The sequence below is a fragment of the Bacillus sp. TH17 genome (assembly GCF_016651125.1).
In the GTDB taxonomy this organism is placed as follows: Bacteria; Bacillota; Bacilli; order Bacillales; family Bacillaceae_G; genus Bacillus_A; species Bacillus_A mycoides.
This window is the reverse complement of record NZ_JAEKEN010000001.1, coordinates 3,996,229-4,019,427: the sequence shown is the minus strand read 5'-3', so window position 1 is coordinate 4,019,427 and position 23,199 is coordinate 3,996,229. Positions and strand designations below refer to the sequence as shown.

23 protein-coding genes and 4 other annotated features are annotated in these 23,199 nt (G+C 36.6%); of the genes, 17 read left to right on the top strand and 6 right to left on the bottom strand.

What is annotated here, in order from left to right; genetic code table 11:
• Positions 1 to 99: 99 nt before the first annotated feature.
• The 10 genes from nrdR to JFT95_RS20520 all read left to right on the top strand — a co-directional run bounded on the left by nrdR (position 100) and on the right by JFT95_RS20520 (position 10,274).
• Positions 100 to 561: a transcriptional regulator NrdR gene (gene nrdR, locus JFT95_RS20565; RefSeq protein WP_001203686.1), complete on the top strand. Its 462-nt coding sequence runs from the start codon at positions 100 to 102 to the stop codon at positions 559 to 561.
• Positions 562 to 706: 145 nt separating this feature from the next.
• Entirely contained in the window at positions 707 to 2,113 is a 1,407-nt protein-coding gene (locus JFT95_RS20560; protein ID WP_078175951.1) for a replication initiation and membrane attachment family protein, read from the top strand.
• Positions 2,114 to 2,146: 33 nt separating this feature from the next.
• On the top strand, positions 2,147 to 3,085 hold the full coding sequence (dnaI, locus tag JFT95_RS20555) for a primosomal protein DnaI (protein WP_002015473.1): 939 nt from the start codon (positions 2,147 to 2,149) through the stop codon (positions 3,083 to 3,085).
• A gap of 389 nt (positions 3,086 to 3,474) precedes the next feature.
• Positions 3,475 to 4,356 carry a putative sporulation protein YtxC gene (ytxC, locus tag JFT95_RS20550; protein WP_201053127.1) on the top strand — a complete coding sequence of 294 codons (882 nt, stop codon included), beginning with the start codon at positions 3,475 to 3,477 and terminating at the stop codon, positions 4,354 to 4,356.
• Between the two features lie 31 nt (positions 4,357 to 4,387).
• Positions 4,388 to 4,615, top strand: a binding site (T-box leader).
• A gap of 48 nt (positions 4,616 to 4,663) precedes the next feature.
• Positions 4,664 to 6,601, top strand: a complete 1,938-nt coding sequence (thrS, locus tag JFT95_RS20545) for a threonine--tRNA ligase (protein WP_201053125.1) — start codon at positions 4,664 to 4,666, stop codon at positions 6,599 to 6,601.
• A 206-nt stretch (positions 6,602 to 6,807) separates the two neighbouring features.
• Positions 6,808 to 6,928: a sequence feature (ribosomal protein L20 leader region), on the top strand.
• Positions 6,929 to 6,991: 63 nt separating this feature from the next.
• Positions 6,992 to 7,495: a translation initiation factor IF-3 gene (infC, locus tag JFT95_RS20540; protein ID WP_002015470.1), complete on the top strand. Its 504-nt coding sequence runs from the start codon at positions 6,992 to 6,994 to the stop codon at positions 7,493 to 7,495.
• Between the two features lie 21 nt (positions 7,496 to 7,516).
• Entirely contained in the window at positions 7,517 to 7,717 is a 201-nt protein-coding gene (gene rpmI, locus JFT95_RS20535) for a 50S ribosomal protein L35 (RefSeq protein WP_001125945.1), read from the top strand.
• Positions 7,718 to 7,755: 38 nt separating this feature from the next.
• Positions 7,756 to 8,112, top strand: coding sequence for a 50S ribosomal protein L20 (gene rplT, locus JFT95_RS20530; protein WP_001138364.1), 357 nt, complete (start codon positions 7,756 to 7,758; stop codon positions 8,110 to 8,112).
• A 515-nt stretch (positions 8,113 to 8,627) separates the two neighbouring features.
• On the top strand, positions 8,628 to 9,119 hold the full coding sequence (locus JFT95_RS20525) for a dUTP diphosphatase (RefSeq protein WP_002015469.1): 492 nt from the start codon (positions 8,628 to 8,630) through the stop codon (positions 9,117 to 9,119).
• Between the two features lie 69 nt (positions 9,120 to 9,188).
• Positions 9,189 to 10,274 (top strand): M42 family metallopeptidase, encoded by a 1,086-nt coding sequence (locus JFT95_RS20520; protein WP_002129347.1) that lies wholly within the window; start codon positions 9,189 to 9,191, stop codon positions 10,272 to 10,274.
• A gap of 41 nt (positions 10,275 to 10,315) precedes the next feature.
• Here JFT95_RS20520 and JFT95_RS20515 read toward each other — a convergent pair whose 3' ends face one another.
• The gene (locus JFT95_RS20515) at positions 10,316 to 10,933 is read right to left on the bottom strand and encodes a TetR/AcrR family transcriptional regulator (RefSeq protein WP_002015467.1); all 618 of its coding nucleotides are present in this window, start codon (positions 10,931 to 10,933) and stop codon (positions 10,316 to 10,318) included.
• 296 nt (positions 10,934 to 11,229) lie between these two features.
• Between JFT95_RS20515 and JFT95_RS20510 the strand changes: the two genes are divergently transcribed.
• Together JFT95_RS20510 and JFT95_RS20505 are read left to right on the top strand one after the other, a co-directional pair.
• Positions 11,230 to 11,883, top strand: coding sequence for an HlyD family secretion protein (locus JFT95_RS20510; protein ID WP_002129345.1), 654 nt, complete (start codon positions 11,230 to 11,232; stop codon positions 11,881 to 11,883).
• A gap of 12 nt (positions 11,884 to 11,895) precedes the next feature.
• Entirely contained in the window at positions 11,896 to 13,689 is a 1,794-nt protein-coding gene (locus tag JFT95_RS20505; protein ID WP_201053123.1) for a DHA2 family efflux MFS transporter permease subunit, read from the top strand.
• Positions 13,690 to 13,710: 21 nt separating this feature from the next.
• On the opposite strand, the gene JFT95_RS20500 is transcribed toward JFT95_RS20505, so the two are convergent.
• Both JFT95_RS20500 and JFT95_RS20495 read right to left on the bottom strand, forming a co-directional pair.
• A complete protein-coding gene (locus tag JFT95_RS20500) occupies positions 13,711 to 14,067 on the bottom strand; it encodes an ammonia permease (protein WP_201053121.1) in 357 nt (118 codons plus the stop codon).
• Between the two features lie 24 nt (positions 14,068 to 14,091).
• A complete protein-coding gene (locus JFT95_RS20495; RefSeq protein ID WP_063218383.1) occupies positions 14,092 to 14,463 on the bottom strand; it encodes a hypothetical protein in 372 nt (123 codons plus the stop codon).
• Positions 14,464 to 14,609: 146 nt separating this feature from the next.
• Here JFT95_RS20495 and JFT95_RS20490 point away from each other — a divergent pair, with 146 nt between their 5' ends.
• Positions 14,610 to 15,152 carry a sigma-70 family RNA polymerase sigma factor gene (locus JFT95_RS20490; protein WP_201053119.1) on the top strand — a complete coding sequence of 181 codons (543 nt, stop codon included), beginning with the start codon at positions 14,610 to 14,612 and terminating at the stop codon, positions 15,150 to 15,152.
• A gap of 21 nt (positions 15,153 to 15,173) precedes the next feature.
• Positions 15,174 to 16,202, top strand: coding sequence for a DUF4179 domain-containing protein (locus JFT95_RS20485; protein WP_201053117.1), 1,029 nt, complete (start codon positions 15,174 to 15,176; stop codon positions 16,200 to 16,202).
• Positions 16,203 to 16,228: 26 nt separating this feature from the next.
• Here JFT95_RS20485 and JFT95_RS20480 read toward each other — a convergent pair whose 3' ends face one another.
• The 3 genes from JFT95_RS20480 to sspI form a co-directional block, all read right to left on the bottom strand.
• The gene (locus tag JFT95_RS20480) at positions 16,229 to 16,942 is read right to left on the bottom strand and encodes a CPBP family intramembrane glutamic endopeptidase (RefSeq protein ID WP_201053115.1); all 714 of its coding nucleotides are present in this window, start codon (positions 16,940 to 16,942) and stop codon (positions 16,229 to 16,231) included.
• Positions 16,943 to 17,081: 139 nt separating this feature from the next.
• Entirely contained in the window at positions 17,082 to 17,639 is a 558-nt protein-coding gene (locus tag JFT95_RS20475; RefSeq protein WP_201053112.1) for an HD domain-containing protein, read from the bottom strand.
• A 171-nt stretch (positions 17,640 to 17,810) separates the two neighbouring features.
• Complete coding sequence (gene sspI / locus JFT95_RS20470) at positions 17,811 to 18,026, bottom strand: small acid-soluble spore protein SspI (RefSeq protein WP_201053110.1); 216 nt, start codon at positions 18,024 to 18,026, stop codon at positions 17,811 to 17,813.
• Positions 18,027 to 18,108: 82 nt separating this feature from the next.
• On the opposite strand from sspI, the gene JFT95_RS20465 reads away from it, so the two are divergent.
• The 3 genes from JFT95_RS20465 to pheT all read left to right on the top strand — a co-directional run bounded on the left by JFT95_RS20465 (position 18,109) and on the right by pheT (position 22,744).
• A complete protein-coding gene (locus tag JFT95_RS20465; protein ID WP_002015458.1) occupies positions 18,109 to 18,906 on the top strand; it encodes a TrmH family RNA methyltransferase in 798 nt (265 codons plus the stop codon).
• A gap of 92 nt (positions 18,907 to 18,998) precedes the next feature.
• Positions 18,999 to 19,227 (top strand) — a binding site (T-box leader).
• Between the two features lie 43 nt (positions 19,228 to 19,270).
• Entirely contained in the window at positions 19,271 to 20,305 is a 1,035-nt protein-coding gene (gene pheS / locus JFT95_RS20460) for a phenylalanine--tRNA ligase subunit alpha (protein ID WP_002015457.1), read from the top strand.
• Positions 20,306 to 20,323: 18 nt separating this feature from the next.
• Positions 20,324 to 22,744, top strand: coding sequence for a phenylalanine--tRNA ligase subunit beta (pheT, locus tag JFT95_RS20455; RefSeq protein ID WP_201053108.1), 2,421 nt, complete (start codon positions 20,324 to 20,326; stop codon positions 22,742 to 22,744).
• Positions 22,745 to 22,895: 151 nt separating this feature from the next.
• Positions 22,896 to 23,147 (top strand) — a binding site (T-box leader).
• Positions 23,148 to 23,199: the final 52 nt, after the last annotated feature.

Below are 23,199 nucleotides of genomic sequence, written 5' to 3'. Positions count from 1 at the left end.
GTCATTATAGAAGAATGAGTTATATAATATTGTATATATATTTTCACATGTAGGTGAGTAGCGAAAGAATAAAGATTATAGTGTAAAGGAGTGAATGAATTGCGTTGTCCATCCTGTTTTCATAATGGAACAAGAGTGTTAGATTCGCGTCCGGTAGACGAGGGGCGCTCTATTCGAAGAAGAAGAGAGTGTGAAAGTTGTTTAAGTCGCTTTACGACATTTGAAAGAGTAGAAGAATCACCTCTTATCGTTGTTAAAAAAGAAGGAACACGAGAAGAGTTTAATAAAGAGAAAATTTTACGCGGTTTAATTAAAGCGTGTGAAAAAAGACCTGTATCTTTAAGGCAGTTAGAGGAAGTAACACAAAGTGTGGAGCGTGAACTTCGTAACTTAGGTATATCAGAAGTGAAAAGTGATATGATTGGTGAAATTGTTATGGAAGAACTTCGTGATATTGATGATGTTGCTTACGTACGTTTTGCTTCTGTGTATCGTCAATTTAAAGATTTAAATGTATTTATTGAAGAATTAAAAGATATACTGCAAAAAGAGAGAGAGTAGAAGGAATCTCTTTATATACTGTAAGTAAACGAGATAAGAGAGCTAGAAGCGGAAGCTAATAGCTCTTTTTCGCTAATAAATTATATAATAAAGATAGAACGAGTGAAATGTAGGCTAGATTGGATGAGAGAAAGGAAAAGCAAGAATGGAAAAACAGTCATGGATGGAGCTATTGCCGATTGATCGTTATAAAGTAAGTGCGAAAGGGTTGTTACATAATTACGACCGGAAAGTATTAACGATGTTGTATCAGCCGTTAATAGGTAGTAGAGCTTTTAGCTTATACATGACACTATGGGGAGAGTTAGAGCAAGATCGTGTGTTTGGAAAAGAGAATACACATCACTCCCTTATGGTGACTATGCAAATGCAACTTCCTGAAATATATGGGGAACGAGTAAAGTTAGAAGCGATTGGTCTTTTAAATGTATATATTAAGAAAGAAAAAGATATTCGGATGTTTATATATGAATTGCAACCACCTTTATCTCCGAAGCAGTTTTTTGATGATATTGTTTTAAGTATCTTTTTATATAATCGCTTGAGTCGGACAAAATACAACCAAGTAAAGCAATATTTCTTAGAAGAAGAATTCGATTTTGCTTCTTATGAAAATGTTACGCGCTCCTTCAACGATATATTTGATTCGTTTAACCCAGGTCAGTTTGAATATGCGCAAGAAGAACTGCGTATCCCGAAAACGACAAGTATGCCAAGTAACGAGAATGGGGATGCTCCGAAAGTTTGGAACGATTTCTTTGATTTCTCTTTATTTGTAGACGGACTATCAGCCCTTGTTCCTAAAAAGGCGATTACAGATCAAGTGAGAGAATGTGTTATTACACTCGCTTATGTGTACGGTGTGGATGTGTTATCGATGCAAAATATCGTTCTTGGCGCAGTGACAGAAGTGCAAACAATTGATATCGAAAGGCTTCGGAAGGGAGCACGCGATTGGTATCAATTCGAAAATGGTCAAGCGTTACCTGTATTAAGTGAAAGAGTGCAACCTCATGCTGCTCGTACAATGAAAGAGAAAGAGCCATCTACGCAAGAAGAGATGCTAATGAAGCAGTTAGAGGAAATCTCGCCAAAACAACTATTGAAAGAGATTTCAGGCGGTGCAGAGGCGACGAAAGCGGACTTGCAAATCGTTGAGGATGTAATGATAAATCAAAAGTTAACGCCAGGGGTTGTGAATGTACTTATTTATTACGTTATGCTACGCTCAGATATGAAGCTTGCTAAAACGTATGTCGAGAAGATTGCTGGACATTGGGCGCGAAAAAAGGTCGGTACAGTAGGCGAGGCGATGGCGCTAGCGAAAGAAGAGAATCGTCAATATCAAGAGTGGGCTGAGACGAAGAAAAAAGGTCGTACAGCGAAGAAAACAGTGCGAAAAGAAATGGTACCAGATTGGCTTAAAGAAGAGTCGAAAGAAGAAGAGAAAGAACCTGTAAAAAATGACGTAAGTGCGAAAAAAGATGCAAGTACGTTAGAAGATGAACGGAAACGATTAGAAGAAGTATTGAAAAAATATAAGCGTGATTAATAAAAGAAAATGAACGCTCTTTGAGGTGAGAAAATGGAGCATATTCAAAATTCATTTACGAAATTAATGGAAAATAAAAACTTTAAAAATAGATATGAAGTCTTAAAGGCAGAAGTGATGGCGCACCCTCGTGTGAAAGAATTTATAGACGAACATAAAGGTGAAGTAACGACTTCTATGATTGAACGAAGTCTTGTGAAGTTATATGAATATATTGGACAAAGTGTAGGGTGTGCGGATTGTCCAGATTTAGGGTCATGTAAAAATATGCTACAAGGATATGAGCCGAAGCTCGTCATTCAAGGTAAGATGATTGATATTCAATACGATCGTTGTATTAGAAAAGTAGCATATGATGAGAGAAAAAAATATGAAAAACTCGTTCAAAGTGTATATATGCCAGTTGACATTTTGCAGGCAACTATGGAAAATTTAGACCCTTCAGATTTAGATGCACGTATTGATGCAATAGGTGCAACGAATGAATTTTTAAACACATACGAACCAGGTAAAAAAGCACAAGGTTTATATTTGTACGGTAAATTTGGTGTAGGGAAAACGTATCTTTTAGGGGCAATTGCAAATGAGCTTGCGCGAAAGAAAATTAGTTCGATGCTCGTATACTTCCCTGAATTTTTACGTGAAATCAAAAGTTCGATTCAAGATAATTCGATTAGCGGAAAGATTGATGCTGTCAAACGTGTACAAGTATTAATGTTAGATGATATCGGGGCAGAAGCGATGTCAAGTTTTGTACGTGATGATGTACTCGGTGCAATCTTGCAATTCCGTATGTTGGAAAACTTACCGACGTTCTTTACATCTAACTTTGATTTCAAACAGTTGGAACATCATTTAACGTATACACAGCGCGGTGAAGCAGAAGAGATGAAAGCGGCCCGTATTATGGAACGAATTAAATATTTAGCGAAGCCAATCCCAATTGGCGGGAAGAATCGTCGTAATAAGTAAAGAGCGAGCTGAGAAGCTTGCTCTTTTTTATCCCGCTATTGGCGGGCAGTAAGACTCCCACCTCAAAATTCGGCTGTAAAGCAAAGAAGTTAGGTGGGAGCCCTGCTGCCCGTAAAAGCCCGATTGGTGCGGGCTAATAATCAGTGGACGATGGACAAAACCTCCACTGATTAAAGTTCCACTTTATTTTAATCATTTTTTCAGAGTAGCTTGTATCATTTTTTTCTCCCTCCCTTAATATATATAAAATTAGCAAGCCATATCGAGTGGATGTTCTAACAATGGGAGATAGGTTTCTACTAAGAGTGAACTTCCATAGATCGGACTCTTATAGGATTTGTAACGTATAGATGCAATCCTTTAGAGCGGGGATAAAAGGGGGGACAAAAGTGATTGAAATTTGCTTCGAAGAAAAAAATGATGCTGTGTACGTATACAGACAACTAACGAAAAGAACAGAATCCTTATATAAGGAAACAAGTGTATATTTAAACGAACAAAAGGTTGTTATTCATATACCATTATGTGAATCAAATTATATTGAAAAGATTTTATTGCCAGTATTACTATATTTCATTATGAATGTGAAACAAAATGAATGGATTCATACCATTTTAAAGGAAAAGTTTTTTTATGAAGAACAAGAAGAGTGTCATCAAATATTGCATATGGCACATGAGATTTTAAAGGAAAGAAGAAAAGGAGCAGCTAGTGATTTAACACGTCAAAAATTTGAATCTTATATTGCGTCGTCTTTGAATGATTGGCTTTGTGATCCGCTCTCATTCTCGTTTTCATCATACGTTCGTTTTCGTCTTCGTACATATAGGGAAATGGTAACTAAGCTTGCTGAAGTTGCAATTGATGAGTATAAGATGGAGCAGGAATACCAAATATTCATTGAGACACTTCGCCAACAAGTAAGTAGCCGGAAATCACGTTTGTCCTGTGTACATCTTATTTTTGATGAAAGTTTTATTTTCTATGATGGTAAAGGTAGGCGTTTAAAACAGGAGAAATTGGTTCAATATATAGATGAAGAATTATTAAAGAAACAGGATGTATATATCGATACGAAAGTAATTGCACCACTTCTTTCTATTTCACCGAAAAAGATTTATTTATATACGAAAGAACAAGATCATAACATGATTGTTACTTTGCGAAATGTATTTCAGGAACGGGTCCAATTACATGGTTTGCATGAGTTTGAGCGCAATGTGAAAAATTTAAAAAATAAAGGTAACGCCCTTGATTTTCTAAGTTTTTGAGCATATAATTACCTACATAAATGAAATATATTGAAATGTCATGATGAGGACATGGGTAGTTTTCTACGATTTTCAGAGAGGGAAGCCTTAGGGTGCGAGCTTCCTAGTACGGGATTATTACTTACCACCTCTAAACTTTAGCAGTGAACGTTTTTCTAGTAATTGCTAACGGACAACACCGTTATGTTGAACTTGAGCAATTAACAATAAGGTTAATTGGAACAAGGGTGGAACCACGAATTCAACACTCGTCCCTTTTTATGGGATGAGTGTTTTTTATTTTGAAAAAAAAGAGGAGTGACCAGTGATGGCAGATGTAGTTAAAATTACTTTCCCTGATGGAGCTGTGAAGGAGTTTCCAAAAGGAGTAACAACTGAAGAAATCGCAGCTTCTATTAGCCCAGGCTTAAAGAAAAAAGCTGTGGCTGGAAAATTAAACGATGAGATGATCGATCTTGTTACACCAATCGAAGAAGATGGTGCAGTTTCTATTATTACATTAGATTCTGAAGATGGCTTATATATTTTACGCCACTCAACAGCTCACCTTTTAGCACAAGCGTTAAAACGTTTATATAAAGATGTTAAGCTTGAGCTTGGCATTGGTCCAGTAATTGAAAATGGCTTCTACTACGATATTGATATGGAAGAAGCAATTACAGTTGAAGACTTCAAGAAAATCGAAAAAGAAATGCAAAAAATCGTGAACGAAAACTTAGAAATCGTTCGTCATGAAGTACCGCGTGCAGAAGCACTTCGTCGCTTTGAAGAAATCGGCGATGAGTTAAAATTAGATTTAATTAACGATCTTCCAGAAGATGCAGTTATTTCAATCTATGAGCAAGGCGAATTCTTCGACCTTTGCCGTGGTGTTCACCTTCCATCTACAGGGAAGATTAAAGTGTTTAAATTATTAAGTGTTGCTGGTGCTTACTGGCGCGGCGATAGCAATAATAAAATGTTACAACGTATTTACGGTACTGGATTCGTTAAGAAAGCAGAATTAGATGAGCACTTACGTATGCTTGAAGAAGCGAAAGAGCGCGATCACCGTAAATTAGGTAAAGAGTTAAAACTATTTACTAATAGCCAAAAAGTAGGACAAGGTTTACCACTTTGGTTACCAAAAGGTGCAACAATTCGCCGTATTATCGAGCGTTACATCGTTGATAAAGAAGCAAGCTTAGGCTATGATCACGTATACACTCCAGTATTAGGAAGTAGAGAGCTTTATGAAACTTCTGGTCACTGGAACCATTACCGTGATGGCATGTTCCCATCAATGGAAATGGATAATGAAGAGTTAGTTCTTCGTCCAATGAACTGCCCTCACCATATGATGGTTTATAAAAATGATATTCACAGCTACCGTGAATTACCAATCCGTATTGCGGAACTTGGAACAATGCACCGCTATGAAATGTCTGGAGCATTATCTGGATTACAACGTGTACGCGGAATGACTTTAAATGATGCGCACATTTTCGTTCGTCCAGATCAAATTAAAGAAGAATTAAAACGTGTTGTAAACTTAACGTTAGAAGTGTACAAAGATTTTGGTTTAGAAAACTATTCATTCCGTCTATCTTATCGTGACCCAGCAGATACTAAAAAGTATTATGCTGATGATGAGATGTGGGAAAAAGCACAAGGTATGTTAAAAGAAGCTATGGATGAAATGGGTCTTGATTACTATGAAGCTGAAGGTGAAGCGGCGTTCTATGGTCCGAAACTTGACGTTCAAGTTCGTACTGCTCTTGGAAAAGACGAAACACTTTCAACTGTACAATTAGACTTCTTACTTCCAGAACGCTTTGAATTAACTTACGTTGGTGAAGACGGTAAACAACATCGTCCAGTTGTAATTCACCGTGGTGTTGTATCAACTATGGAACGTTTCGTAGCCTTCTTAATTGAAGAATACAAAGGCGCATTCCCAACTTGGTTAGCTCCAGTTCAGGCGCAAGTAATTCCAGTTTCTCCGCAAGTACATTTAGACTATGCGAAGAAAGTACAAGATGAATTACGACGTGCTGGTATCCGTGTTGAATTAGACACTCGTGAAGAGAAAATTGGTTACAAAATCCGTGAAGCACAAATGCAAAAGATTCCGTACATGCTTGTAGTAGGTGACAATGAAGTTACTGAAAATGGCGTTAACGTACGTAAATATGGTGAACAAAAATCAGAAACAATCGCATTAGATGCGTTTGTTGAAATGATTAAGGTAGAAGGAAAACGATAAGAAAGAGCCGCGGTATACCGCGGCTTTTTTATGTATTATAAAAAAGAAAATTTAGAAAAAATAACCAAACAATACTTATCATAAAAAAGTATTGCAAGTATGCTGGTTGTTTGTTACAATATTTCTTGTTGTTAGTAAAACACATCGCGTCTTCTTGACAGACGTCATGTCCTATGATAAACTCATCAAGGATAATAGAATATGGTTTTGACAAGTAGAAGCACCCGCTTCTCACCTGATGGACGCATTCGCAGTTAGCAGGTAAATGTATTTCTTACTAAAGATATTACAAGTGTGGGTGCCGTGTGCCCGCACTTTTTTTGTTCGGGTTCTACAATTGCAAAACGTATTCTAAGAAAACCTTGGAGGTGGCTTACTATTAGCAAGGATATGATGATTAACGAGCAAATTCGTGCACGTGAAGTACGCTTAGTTGGCGCAAACGGCGATCAACTTGGAATCAAGTCTCGTAATGACGCTTTAGACTTAGCTGCAGGTCTTAATCTTGATTTAGTATTGGTTGCTCCAAATGCGAAACCACCAGTATGCCGCATTATGGACTACGGTAAATTCCGCTTTGAGCAACAGAAGAAAGAAAAAGAACAGCGCAAAAATCAAAAAGTAATTAGCATGAAAGAAGTTCGTTTAAGTCCAACAATTGATGAACATGACTTTAACACAAAACTTCGTAATGCTGTCAAGTTTTTAGAGAAAGGCGACAAGGTTAAAGCGTCAATTCGCTTTAAAGGACGTGCCATTACTCATAAAGAAATCGGTCAACGTGTTTTAGATCGCTTCTCAGAAGCTTGTGCTGAAGTTAGTACAATTGAATCTAAGCCTAAAATGGAAGGACGTAGTATGTTCTTAGTTTTAGCACCGAAAAACGATAAGTAATAGATAGAGGAGGAAATACCTATGCCTAAACAAAAAACTCATCGCGGCGCTGCAAAGCGTTTCAAAAAGACTGGATCTGGTAAACTGAAGCGTTCTCACGCTTACACAAGCCATTTATTCGCTAACAAATCTACAAAAGCTAAACGTAAACTACGTAAAGCTGGTGTAGTTAGCGCTGGTGACTTCAAACGCATTCGTCAAATGCTTGACAACTTAAAATAAGTTCGGCTGATATATAGAACAAACTAGGAGGTAATATTATGCCAAGAGTAAAAGGTGGTACAGTTACTCGTCAACGTCGTAAAAAAGTTATAAAATTAGCAAAAGGTTACTACGGTTCTAAGAGTACATTATTTAAGGTTGCTAACCAACAGGTTATGAAATCTCTAATGTATGCATTCCGTGACCGTCGTCAAAAGAAACGTGACTTCCGTAAATTATGGATTACACGTATCAACGCAGCAGCTCGTATGAATGGTCTTTCTTACAGCCGCTTAATGCACGGTTTAAAAAATGCTGGCATCGAAGTTAACCGCAAGATGCTTGCTGACTTAGCTGTTCATGACGAAAAAGCTTTCGCTGAATTAGCAACAGTTGCAAAAAACAACATTAACTAATTGTTTAAAACCTTAGAAGATTTTCTTCTAAGGTTTTTTTGTTTGCATTTATTGTAAAATCCTCCACTTATTATCGTTATTTCTTGCTCAAGTATATTAAGATGTGCTTGTAAGAATTTTTGTAACGATAACGAGGAGACTTTTACATGAAAGTAGGAAAGATTAACGGATGTGTCGTTATCGATATGACAAAATCAATATAAAAGCTATAGCGATATAAAAGAATATATATATAAAGTCAGGAGAATCCTCCTGACTTTTTTTATTTGAACTCATTCGTGAGAAGTGCATCTTTCCTAGCAGAAACGACACTGCTATAATGGAAAGATGATATGGAACTTTCATCAAGTGAACAATATATGAGTGATGATTGAAACGTATTTGCAAATTAAGGACAAGCTATCTTTATAAAGATGTAGGTAGCTGACTTGTTAATAAGAAACGAAAAATAATAATGAACTTTGAGATGAAACAACATTGTTGCGGAAAATGCGATGTTGGAGGAGGACAATAGAATGGACTTACTACAACTATTTAAATTACAAAAAGAATTAGATGACCGTATTGTGAAAGAACATGACTTACAACCGAAAAAATTGTTAAAAGAAAAAATGTTAGCTCTTCTTGTAGAAATTGGAGAACTTGCAAATGAAACACGTTGTTTTAAATATTGGAGCAATAAACCAGCTTCAGAACGTGAAGTAATATTAGAAGAATACGTAGATGGTTTACATTTTATTTTATCAATCGGAATCGATTTAGGAATTGATAAAAACTTCTTATTCTATAAATGTGCGCAAACGAATAAAACACAAGTGGAAATTTTCTTAGACACATATGCGAAAGTAATTCGTTTTACAGATCAACCTTCTATTACGAACTATATTGAACTATTTACAAGCTATCTTCGCCTTGGACAAGCGCTTGAATTTGAACAAGATGAAATTGAAAAAGCATATTTAGATAAAAATGAAGTAAATCATCAGCGTCAAACACAAGGATACTAATTTAATTTTTGAATATTTCAATTTCCTTTTGTATAATAAAGTGACTGAAGAAAAAGGAGGGTGTTGGCAATGATAAAATTAGACGATACATTGACAATGCTAAAAGAATTAACAGACGCACGCGGTATTGCGGGTAACGAGCGCGAACCACGTGAAGTAATGAAGAAATATATTGAGCCGTTTGCAGATGAACTTTCTACTGACAATTTAGGAAGTTTAGTTGCGAAAAAAGTTGGGGAAGAAAACGGCCCGAAAATTATGGTTGCAGGTCATTTAGATGAAGTCGGCTTTATGATTACGCAAATTGATGACAAAGGCTTCCTTCGTTTCCAAACGGTGGGTGGCTGGTGGTCGCAAGTTATGCTTGCACAGCGCGTAACGATTGTAACGCGTAAAGGAGATGTAACAGGTGTAATTGGTTCAAAACCACCGCACATTTTACCTCCAGAAGCTCGTAAAAAGCCAGTTGAAATTAAAGACATGTTCATCGATATTGGTGCTTCTAGCCAAGAAGAAGCGATGGAGTGGGGCATACGACCAGGAGATCAAGTTGTACCGTACTTCGAATTCCAAGTGATGAAGAATGAAAAGATGTTACTTGCAAAAGCATGGGATAACCGAATTGGTTGTGCAATTGCAATTGACGTATTAAAACAATTAAAAGATGAAAAGCATCCAAACGTTGTATACGGCGTTGGTACTGTACAAGAAGAAGTTGGTCTTCGTGGTGCGAAAACATCTGCAAACTATATTAAGCCCGATATCGCATTCGCAGTAGATGTAGGTATTGCTGGGGATACACCAGGTGTAACGGCAAAAGAAGCGCAAAGTAAAATGGGCGATGGACCGCAGATCATTTTATATGATGCTTCTGTTATTGGTCATACAGGTTTACGTGATTTCGTAGTTGATGTTGCTGATGAATTACAAATTCCATACCAATATGATTCTGTAGCGGGCGGGGGAACGGATGCAGGAGCAATTCACATTTCTGTAAACGGTATTCCGTCTATGGCAATTACGATTGCGACACGCTACATTCATTCTCATGCAGCGATGTTACATCGTGATGATTATGAAAACGCAGTGAAGTTAATTGTAGAAGTTATTAAACGTCTTGATAAAGAGGCTGTACATAACATTACATTTAATTAATAGAAAAAAGCGAAGGATAACCTCCTTCGCTTTTTTCATTTTTAAAATGGTCTTTCTAATCCTGCTGCAGTATGAGCTCCTAAAATAATTAAGCGAGTTAATTGCATTGCCATGAAATGTGGGGTATAAATCATGCCTCTTTTTAACCATGACATAATCATTCCGATATGAGCGCCTGTAACATAACTAATAAGAATATCACGAGGGACCATAAGGTCTTCATCATCTGGCTGGGAAATAGATAGGCTTAATGTTAAATGTGTTTGAATTGTTTTCATCATTTTATAAGAATAGTTTCCAGCTGCCTTATCGCCGAGCATAACGTTATAGAAATTAGTATTGTCTGCGATATGCTCAAACAAAGCTAAAAAAGTTGGATGCGGTGAATCAAAAGTGAGCTGGAAATCTTCTTTATTTCGATTTTGTGGTTTAATTACTGCAGCTAGTTTTTCTAACATTTCTTCTATGCTTTTTTCTAATAAATCATATTTATCATGGTAATGGCTATAAAATGTAGCGCGATTTACAGGAGCGCGTTCCGCGATATGTTGCACAGTTACATTTTCGAAGCCCTTTTCGCCTACTAAAGCGACAAAAGCATCCTGTATGAGTTGTCTCGTTCGTTTTACACGTGGATCATTTGTATTTTTAATAGACATTTTTACTTCACCTCGTTTAATTTTTTAACCTTAAACAACACATGTATAGTGTAATGTTGTTTAAACAACATATAGGTTTAAATTGTTGGTTGTAGATTCGGGATAATTATTTATAATTATAAACGATAGTCCTTTAGAAATCAGCACCGCTAGGATGCAGACAAAACATAGTTTGCGTCGTAAAAGGTGTGCTTTTTTTGTTTAAAGGTTAATATAATTAACAATTAAACAATATAAACACTAAGGATATAAATAGTTTAGAAAAAAATTATATGCGATATAAGGAGAGGAATGCAATGAATCAGTTTCGAAGAATGGTAATTATCAACATTATCACATTAATTGTATTAGTTGGCGGCGGTATTGGCGGTTATTACTATTACAATCAAACAGAAAACTATTTAAAAACAGAAAATGCAAAGATTGACGGGAAAGTAATCCCAATTGCATCACCAGCAGCAGGTAAATTAACAGACTGGAAAGCTGAAGTAGGAAAAAACTACAATGAGAACGATAAATTAGGTGCGGTTACTGTAGCAGGAGCAAATGGTGAGCAAACAGTAGATGTAACAATTCCACAAAATGCAACAGTTGTACAATCAAACGCAACAACTAATGCGTTCGTTGGAGCAGGAAGCCCAATTGCTTACGCATTTGATATGAACAATTTATGGGTAACAGCAAATATTGAAGAAACAAATATTGATGATGTTCAAAAAGGCCAAACAGTAGATGTGTATGTAGATGCATACCCAGATACAACGTTAACAGGAAAAGTAGAACAAGTTGGATTAACAACGGCGAATACATTCTCGATGTTACCATCAAGTAACTCAACAGCGAACTATACGAAAGTAAAGCAAGTTGTACCAGTTAAAATTTCTTTAGATCATAGTAAATCAGTAAATATTGTTCCTGGAATGAATGTGTCAGTTCGTATTCATAAGTAAGGGGGAGATGAGATGTCCTCAATTGCAATTGTAGGATATGCACTATTTTGTATAATCGTCTTCTTCCTTATAAATCGTCTTTTACGAAAGAAAAAAACGAATGTGGGAGAAGAACAAGTCCCAGCCGTAAGTAAGATAGAAGTAAGTCAAGCAGAAACAGTAGAGAAAGAACTTGAACAAAAACAAGAAACAGAAGCTTCTAACGTAGTGGAATTAGAAACAGGGAAGCAAGAGCAAGTAAAACAGGAAAAAGAAATGCTGAAGAGACAATTGCCGGTAGAGAATGTGAATGTAAAGGCAGTTGTAGCTGTACTAATTCTCGGTATGTTCGTTTCTATTTTAAACCAAACGATCATTAATGTTGCATTGCCTCCATTAATGAACGAATTTAACGTATCAACTTCAACAGCACAATGGTTAATTACAGGCTTCATGCTTGTAAACGGAATTTTAGTACCAATCAGTGCATTTTTAGTTTCACGATTTACGTATCGTAAATTATTCATAGCAGCAATGTTATTCTTCACTGTAGGATCTATCATTTGTGCTACATCAGGAAACTTTACAATGATGATGACGGGCCGCGTTATTCAAGCGGTTGGTGCGGGTATTTTAATGCCAGTTGGTATGAATATCTTCATGACATTATTCCCGCCTAATAAACGCGGAGCAGCTATGGGGTTACTTGGGGTAGCGATGATTTTAGCACCAGCTATCGGACCAACTGTAACAGGTTGGGTAATTGAAAACTATAGCTGGAACTTAATGTTCTATGGGATGTTTGTTATCGGTTTAATTATTACGTTCTTATCTTTTAAATTCTTTACACTAGCTCAGCCAGTGTCTAAAACAAAGTTAGATGTACTCGGTGTTATTAGTTCAAGTATTGGACTAGGTAGCTTACTGTACGGATTTAGTGAAGCTGGAAATAATGGCTGGACTAGTGCAGAAGTTGTTATAACACTTATCATCGGTGTCATTGGTTTAGCTGTATTTATTTGGAGAGAGTTAACAACAGACAATAAAATGCTTGATTTACAAGTGTTTAAATATCCGACGTTCACTTTCACATTAGTAATTAACGCGATTGTAACGATGGCCTTATTCGGAGGTATGTTATTACTTCCAGTATACTTGCAAAACATTCGCGGTTTTACGCCGATGGAATCTGGTTTATTATTACTTCCAGGATCATTAATTATGGGGATCATGGGACCAGTTGCAGGTAAACTATTTGATAAGTATGGTATTCGTCCGTTAGCAATTGTCGGATTAGCCATTACAACATTTGCGACATATAAATTTACAACGTTATCGATGGATACACCGTATAGCGTTATTATGACGGATTATATTATACGCTCAATTGGTATGTCATTCATTATGATGCCAATTATGACAGCTGGTATGAATGCACTGCCGATGAAATTAATTTCTCACGGTACAGCAACGCAAAATACGTCAAGACAAGTAGCTGGTTCAATTGGAACAGCGATATTAATCACGCTTATGACGCAACAAACTACTGCTCACGTAGCGGATTACGGCAATATGTTAACAACGTCAAACCCGATTTTAGTTGATAAAGTACACGGTATGGGCCAAAGCTTAGCGGCATTAGCCGGATCAGCTCAAGCAGGAGATGCGATGAGTACACAACTATTATTCGGACAAATTTCAAGGCTATCTGCAATTAACGGTATTAACGATGCCTTCTTAATTGCAACAATATTAGCCGGTATTGCTTGGGTGTTATCGTTCTTCTTACCATCAGGCAATAAACCAAATAGAAAAGCAGGGAATTAATTTCCCTGCTTTTTTGTCTTTTTAAAGAGTGAGATATAAAAAATGATAACCAGCTACGGAGCACAGCCCTGTTATAAACAAAATTGTTCCCATAGCACGAATGCTGGATGTTTGTCTTCCACTTATAATAGCTAATAGTCCAGCTAAAGAGAAGAAACACCAATATAAAGTTCCTGAAATTGGAACCATCCCCTCTAAATCTATTCCAAAACCTATACAAATGATAGGAACAAAGATAAGCGATATGCTAATCAAACCAGCTATAATAGTAAGTGATTTACGATATTTAATGCCAGCAATAATTAAAAAAATGCCAACGATGAATTGGCATAACATCAAAGTAAGAGCCAAAACCATCCAAGTTAATATTCCAAACACTTCTGTATTACCTCCGATAAAATATTATATATAGAATGAATCCCCTACAGACATAAGTACCCAGAAAATAACCCCTAATATGCCAGCGATAAAAATAATGAATCCCATATTACGTATACTTTTAATCTTTGCCTGTAATCCATTTAATCCTGCCAATAATCCAGTTAAAGAAAACAGTATCCAATATAAAGTAGTTGAAATAGGGAGGATCGTATCGCTATTCACCCCCATGCCCCAAAAAACAAAAGGTAGTGTGACAAAAGATAGGATAAGTAGCCCCATTAAACCCACAAATAATTTAAGATGTTTAATGCTAGTAATAATTAAAAAAATACCACCGAAAAATCCGCATAAAACAAGAAGTGGCATATAAAAAATCCAAAGTAAGCTCGACATAAATAATCTCCTTCTATGGTGATGAGTTATATTTTACTACATGAGGTTTATTTTGGATATTATTAATAAATATGTATAAATTGATAGAAATGAGAAGCAACGATACGAATTAATAGATGTAGAGAACGTTAGAGAGGAGGGGACATATGAAAATTAAAGAAGAGAACGTTGCAATGCAACTACGGAAAAGGAACGAAAAAGCATTATATTTTATTATCGACCGGTACGGCGGACTTATAAAAAGTATTATTCAGAAGCATTTAGCCTCTTTTCAAGATGTACAAGAGGAATGCATGGATGATGTGTTATTGGCAATTTGGAATCATATTGAAAAGTATGATGAGGAGAAAAATACTTTGAAAAATTGGATTGCAGCTATTACAAAATATAAATCTATCGATTATGCGAGGAAATATGCGAAGACAGTAAATGAAAAAGGATTAGATCAAATAGGTGAAATAGCGGTACATACCGATACTACTAAAAATGAAATTAGTAATGATATGGAACATATATTAGATCATTTAAAGAAGAACGATAAAGAAATCTTTATGAAGCATTACGTTGAAGAAGACAGTGTAGAAGATATTGCAGAGAAAATGGGGATGAAAACTTCTTTTATATACAATCGTCTGTCGAGAGGCCGGAAGAAGCTAAGGGCATTATTTTTACATAATCGAATGAAGTAAATAAGAAAAGAGGTGAAGGAAATGAAAGATCCGTATGAAATGTTAAATGATATAAAAATTGATGAAAATGAATATAAAGAAGTTAACTTAACTCATATAGAGAAAAAGCAAATACAAAAGCGAATTAGCAAAAAGATAAGAAAGAACAAAGGTCATACGAAACGTAATATAGCTATTGTAACATTGGCTGCGGCATTATTTATCATGATGATGACTGTAGATATGAGAAGGATGATTGCAGATATACCGTTAATCGGAAGTAAAATGGAAGACTACGTAAACAGTAGAGGAGAACTTTTAAAAGAATATAAAACGACAATAGGACAAACGGTTTATGATAACGGTGTAGAAGTAAGGTTAGATGAAGTGATGATAGATGAGGGACAGATTATTGTTAATAGTACGTTTAAGTCTAACAGTGTTAATCTGGGAGGTATTTTTTTACCGTACCCAGATGTTTATATAAATGGAAAAGAGTTAAATGGTAGTGGTGGTGGAGGTAAACAAAAAGTAAATGATTATACATACACATTTTTTACTACTACAAATTTGAAAGATTCACAAATGAAGCCAATGGAATTGGATGGGGAACTAGATATACAAATTATATATAGAAGACTTATGCCGTTAAAAGATAAAACCTCAATAAAAGGAGAATGGGGCTTTTCCTTTAAGGCATCTGGAGACAAATTAAAAGCTGAAACGAAAACAATCCCAATCCATAAACATTTTAAATTGGAAAATGGTCAAAAAATAGAAGTGGAAGATTTGAAAGTGTCTCCTGTATCTACGAAGTTAAATTATAAAATGATGAACGGAACAAAGTTAGATGTGACATTTACTGCAAAAGATCAAGATGGGAAAGAGTTAAAACCAGTTTCAGGTCATACATTAGCGGAAAATAGTTATTGGCGTTTTGAAAAGCTAGAGGACAGTGTAACGAAAATTGTACTGACGCCTGTTATCACTTCTGGTGAAGAGGGAGAAAAGAAAACGAATTATCGAAAAGTGTTAACGGAAGAAGAGTTTGAAGTTGTGATAAAAGAGTGAAAGAGGTATCGCGATGACACCTCTTTCTAACTCAAGAATGCTAACATATTATTCATAATATGAAATAACATAGCTGGAATAATGGATTTTGTTTTTTTACATAAAATAGCCATTAATAATCCCATGAAGAAAGTAATTACCATTACTCCAAGTGAGTATGTATGAGCGATACCGAAGAAGAAGCTTGTTACGATAGCTGCAATCCAAAATGGAAAGCGTTCTGAGAAGAAGCGAAGTATAAAACCACGGAAAATCAGCTCTTCAAAAATTGGTGTGAGTATAGCGAAGCCGAGAAATAATAATATTTGATACTGCTTAAAAACGTCTAAGTTTAGTGCGGAAGATTGCTGCTTCGTTGCGTCTTGGAACACATAATTTAACAAGGTGTAATTGAGTATAATGTTTATAGCGAAGAAAAGAAGTAAGTATACGTATGTACGCCATTCTTTAAGTACTTTAAAGTTAAAAGATTTTAGTAGTAATTTTTTTGCGGGTTCGAATTTGAAAATGAAGAATAACAACACGGCTAGTTGTAATATGATACTTGCAGTATTTGCAATAGATTCATACAGGGCAATTTGTTTTTTATCTGTAAGGCCGGCTGTATAAATTGTTAAGGGCATTGCGAGGAACACAGTAATAAGTCCGGTTCCGAAAAAAGCGAATAAAACGGAGCTAATAAATTGTCCCCATGACATAGAGTATTTCTGTTCATTAGAAAGTTGTGTAGCGGGTTGCATTTGTAAAACCACCTCTTTATATTTGTATATTTAATTATAAAGTATTTTGCTTTTGAGTGTAACATTTAAATATTACATACAAAGGTGTATTTTTCGCAAAATAATAAAAGAGGTATCACCCTATAGTGATGCCTCTTTCTCATTGATAACTATGTTCTGCCTTGTCATTCAATTTCTTTTGCTCTATTTGTAATTCACGCTCTACCAATCGGTCTAATTGCTGAATTACTTTCAATGCTTTTTCATAAGAAATCGTTCTATAATGATGCGCTCCGCCCGGTTCTTCATCTGCTTCGTCTGCCCATTTAATAATGTTTTGAAGAGATGTTCTTTCAATTTCTTGCTGTACTAAGAAAGAATCTGTATGAAGAAGAATCGCAATAGAAATTTCTTTTGCTAGTTTAGGATGTTCTCCTAATCTAATAAGCAATTTATGAGATCTTTCTGCCCCTTTAATCGCATGTATATCATTCTTTTTATACAAGTCATAGTCCCATTCGCCACCTGTGTACCACGTATGATGTCCGATATCATGAAGGAAGCCAGCCTTTGTCGCAGCATCGACTGAGGCGTGATGCTTTTTGGCTAAGTGAAACGCATGATAAGCGACAGCAATCGCGTGGACCATTCCAGAACGGTTTACATATTTTTGCGTAATGTGATGTTTAAAAATTTGTTCAAGCGTAATACGGTGCATAAAACATTCACTCCTTTTATCCAATGATGTATATGAAGAAAAATCGATCAGTTTAAATGTATTTTGAACATTGTACTCCATCGGGGTAGCGTTAGTAAAGTAGAAATGTTTAGGAGAAGAAAAATTTTATAGACATAAAAGGTCACCTTAGTTTTTTTCTAAGGTGACCTTTTATTGCTTATTTTTTAATCCTTGCTCCAGTGTTCCTAACATTTCGTGTTTTTCATTTTCATCAGCATTTTTCCAAATGACTTCGAATAAAACGCCAAGACCTGGAAGCATTTTTTCTTCACCGCTTTGAATTGCATCGACAATCGTTTCTTGTAATTGGTCTTGTGAATTTCCAGATACATTCGCTAATACCGCGCCGCGTAAATTAAAACTCATTATCTTCACCTCTTCTTCAGAATTGAAACTGACGTTAGTTTTTGTTCTTTTTTATGTAAATATGTATGAAAAATAGGCTATAATGATAAGACAAGAAGAGAGGGAAATACATATTATGAAAAACATTGATTCAGTACAAAACCCGCGTGTGAAGCAGTGGAAAAAGCTGCAGACGAAAAAAGAGCGCGATAACAAAGCTTTATTTTTTGTAGAAGGATTCCATTTAGTAGAGGAAGCGTTAAAGGCAGGAGTTGTAACAGAACTTATCGTTTCAGATCAGACAGATCTTCCGAAAGATTGGACAGTTAATGATGTTGAAATGTATATTGTGCCTGAAGCAATTGTAAAAGTACTCCGCGAAACAGAAACAACGCAAGGTGTATTTGCTGTTTGTGAGAAACATGAGAAAGAAGTAGCTCTTACTGATGGGAAATTTCTTTTATTAGACGGCCTTCAAGACCCAGGTAATTTGGGAACGATTATTCGTACAGCGGATGCAGCTGGTATTCATGCCGTTGTGCTTGGAGAAGGGTGCGTTGATGTTTATAATAGTAAAGTACTACGATCTACACAAGGTTCTATTTTCCACTTACCGGTTGTAAAAGGGAACTTAGAAGAATGGGTAGACAAGTTAAAAGAAAATAACGTCCCTGTATATGGAACAGCTCTTGAAAATGGAGTTCCATTTGGTGAAGTAACCCCGGCTGGAAGTTTTGCATTAATTGTAGGGAATGAAGGAAGCGGCGTACGCCAAGAAATTCTGGCGAAAAGTGATCAAAACTTGTATATTCCGATTTACGGCGGGGCAGAATCATTAAATGTTGCGGTTGCAGCAGGGATTTTAACGTATTATTTACAAAGCCCAGTTGCGAATCGATAAAAAACTTCTTATAATAAGTTGAAGTACATGTTCATAAAAAAGTGGTGAAATGAGTATCGAACTTTTTTGAACATATAATAAAAGTATATTAATGAAAAACGTTGATAGAGAAGAGTAGCTTACAAAATCGCCATATAGGGAGAGAGTGCCGTAGACTGAAAGCATTCTTATGGTAGATGGAAGTGAATTCACCTCTGGAGTTGGCGCCAGGACCATTTATATGTAAAGGCGTTCCGGTCAGAATTGATCGTTATAACTAATGAGTGGGCAGACTTGTTCTGTCAATTTAGGGTGGTACCGCGAATTTACCTCGTCCCTTTTTGGGAGCGGGGTTTTTTTATTTTTAAAATTAGGAGGGTTCCAAATGGAAGCACGTTTAAAAGAGCTAAAGCAAAAAGCGTTAGAGCTTATTGAAGAAGCGAAAGAGCTAAAGGGCTTAAACGACGTACGCGTAGCGTATTTAGGGAAAAAAGGTCCAATTACAGAAGTATTACGCGGCATGGGAAAATTATCAGCAGAAGAGCGTCCACGTATGGGAGCATTAGTAAATGAAGTACGTGAAGCGATTCAAACGCGTCTAGAAGACAAAATTGGCAACTTAGAAAAAGCAGTAATTGAGGCGAAATTAGCTACTGAAACAATTGATGTTACACTGCCAGGTCGTCCTGTTGAAACAGGTTGTCACCATCCGTTAACAGCAGTTGTTGAACAAATTGAAGATGTATTCATCGGTATGGGTTATGAAGTAGCTGAAGGCACAGAAGTAGAAAAAGACTACTACAACTTCGAAGCATTAAACTTACCGAAAGATCACCCAGCGCGTGATATGCAAGATACATTCTACATTACAGAAGAAACGTTACTACGTACACATACATCTTCTGTGCAAGCACGTACGATGGAAAAGAATAAAGAAAAAGGACCGATTAAAATTATTTGTCCTGGTAAAGTGTATCGCCGCGATGACGATGATGCAACGCATTCACACCAATTCATGCAAATTGAAGGTCTTGTAATTGATAAAAACATTCGCATGAGTGACTTAAAAGGTACACTGCAAGTATTCGTGAAAAAGATGTTCGGTGAAGATCGTGAAATTCGTCTTCGTCCAAGTTTCTTCCCATTCACAGAGCCGTCTGTAGAGATGGATATTTCTTGTATGATGTGTCACGGTAAAGGTTGTGGCACTTGTAAAGGGACTGGTTGGATCGAAATTTTAGGAGCAGGTATGGTTCACCCGAACGTACTTGAAATGGCTGGTTATGATTCAAAAGAATATCAAGGTTTCGCATTCGGTATGGGCGCAGAGCGTATCGCAATGTTGAAATACGGCGTAGATGACATTCGTCATTTCTATACAAATGATGTACGTTTCTTACAACAATTCAAACGAGCGTAAGGGAAGGAGAGGATAAATATGTTCGTATCATATCGTTGGTTACAAGAGTATGTAGATATTAAAGATGTAACAGCACAAGAACTAGCAGACAAAATCACGAAAAGTGGTATTGAAGTAGAAGGTGTTGAAGTATTAAATAAAGGTGTAAAAGGTGTTGTAGTTGGTCACGTATTAGAATGTGAAAAACACCCAGAAGCTGATAAATTAAGCAAATGCTTAATCGATATTGGTGAAGAAGAGCCGGTTCAAATTATTTGTGGAGCTGCTAACATTGCAAAAGGTTTAAAAGTACCAGTTGCAAAAGTTGGCGCTGTACTTCCTGGTAACTTCAAAATTAAAAAAGCAAAACTACGCGGGGAAGCTTCTCACGGTATGGTTTGTGCTCTTCAAGAGCTTGGTATTGATGGGAAATTCGTTGCGAAAGAATATGCAGACGGTATCTTCATCTTCCCAAGTGATGCTGAAGTTGGTGCAGATGCACTTGAAATTTTAAATTTACATGATGAAGTACTTGAGCTTGGTTTAACACCAAACCGTGCAGATTGCTTAAACATGTTAGGTGTTGCATATGAAGTAGCTGCTATTTACGGCCGTGAAGTAAAACTTCCAGCTATCGACTTACAAGAAACAGCAGAAAAAACTTCTGATTACATTTCTGTAAGTGTAGAAGCGAAAGAAGAAAACCCATTATATATTGCAAAAATGGTTAAAAACGTAAAGATTGGTCCATCACCAATGTGGATGCAAACTCGTCTTATGGCAGCTGGCATTCGTCCAATTAGTAATGTAGTTGATATTACAAACTACATTTTAATGGAATACGGTCAACCGTTACATGCATTCGATTACGATAAATTAGGTTCAAAAGAAATCGTTGTTCGTCTTGCAAAAGAAGGCGAAAAGATTCAAACATTAGATGCTCAAGAACGTATGTTACAAAGCCACCATCTTGTAATTACAAATGGCACAAAAGCGTTAGCTGTTGCTGGTGTAATGGGCGGAGCGGATTCTGAAGTTGATAGCGAGACAGTAAACGTTCTAATTGAGTCTGCATACTTTGCAGGTCAAACAGTGCGCCGTACATCAAAAGACTTAGGTCTTCGTAGCGAATCAAGTGCACGTTTTGAAAAGGGAATCGACCCAACACGTACATTTGAAGCAATTCAACATGCAGCTGCTTTAATGGCAAAATACGCTGGTGGAGAAGCACTTGAAGGTGTAGTAGAAGCTGATAACTTACAAGTACAAGAACGTACAGTATCTGTTACAGCTGAAAAAGTAAACCGTGTATTAGGTACAGATATTTCTGCGAGTGAAATGGGTACAATGTTCACAAACCTGAAATTCCCATTCACAGAAGTAGAAGGAACATTCCATGTAAATGTACCAGCACGTCGCCCTGACATTACAATTTCAGAAGACTTAGTAGAAGAAGTAGGTCGTCTGTATGGTTATGATCACATTCCAGTTACATTACCATCTGGAACAATGACACGTGGTAAATTAACATCAGCACAAACGAAACGTCGTAAAGTACGCCGCTTCCTAGAAGGTGCTGGTTTATATGAAGCAATCACATATTCATTAACAAGCGCTGACAAAGCGAAACAATATATGGTTGAGCCGAACGAAAAAGCTCCTGTAAATCTTGCGCTTCCAATGAGCGAAGAGCGTAGCCAACTTCGTTTAAGCTTAGTGCCACAATTGTTAGAAGCAGTTTCATACAATGTTGCACGTAAAAACGACAGCGTTGCATTATATGAAGTAGGTTCTATCTTCTTACCAACAGAAGCAGGAGAACTTCCGAAAGAAGAACAACATCTTGCAGGTGTTATGACAGGTCTTGCTCTTCACCATGCATGGCAAGGTGAGAAGAAAGTTGTAGACTTCTTCGTTGTTAAAGGTGTATTAGAAGGATTATTCGACGTACTTGGCGTGGCAAATCAAATCACTTATGCACCAGCAAAACGTGAAGGTATGCACCCAGGCCGTACAGCTGACATCGTATTAGATGGTGAAGCAATCGGATTCATCGGTCAATTGCACCCGGAAACAGAAAAACAATTAGATGTGAAAAATACATTCGTATTCGAATTATCTCTTGCAAAAGTATTCGGTGCAGACGCTGAGGAAACTTACTACTTAGCAATTCCACGTTTCCCATCTATGACACGTGATATGGCTGTTGTAGTAACAACAGAAACAAAAGCTGGTGAAATGAAGCAAGTCATTGCTGAAGCTGGCGGAGAACTTCTGAAAGACGTAGCACTATTCGACTTATACGAAGGTGAAAAAATGGAAGAAGGCAAGAAATCACTTGCATTCTCTATGAACTACTTCGATGCAGAACGTACATTAACAGACGAAGAAGTAACAGAAGCGCATAACCGTGTATTAACAGCGGTAGAAGAGAAATTTGGTGCGGAGTTACGTAAGTAAAAAAAATTGCCGGATTAATTCCGGCAATTTTTTTATGGCACGATTGTCGGAAAATGTCGGTAAGTCGATATATTATAAAAATCGCTGATATATTTTCTGGCATCTTGCATCTTTCTCTCGAATGTAGTACATTAATTTTAGTTTAACAAAACGAAAGACGATGATAAGGAAAAGTAGTATATACTATAATCCAAAGCGAGTCAGGGACGGTGAGAGCCTGATGAGGCGGTATATGTGAAGAACACCTTGGAGTTGCTAACCGAAATTGAAGCTTGTATTCAAGAGTAGACTTAGACGGGAATCCGGCCTGTTACAAACCGGGAAGTATGTATTACATACGAGTTAAAGTTGGTCTTTATGACAAATTGGGTGGTACCGCGAAGTTTAACCTTTCGTCCCTTTATGGATGAAAGGTTTTTTTGTATTTAAATATATGAGTAAAGGAGAATTTTACT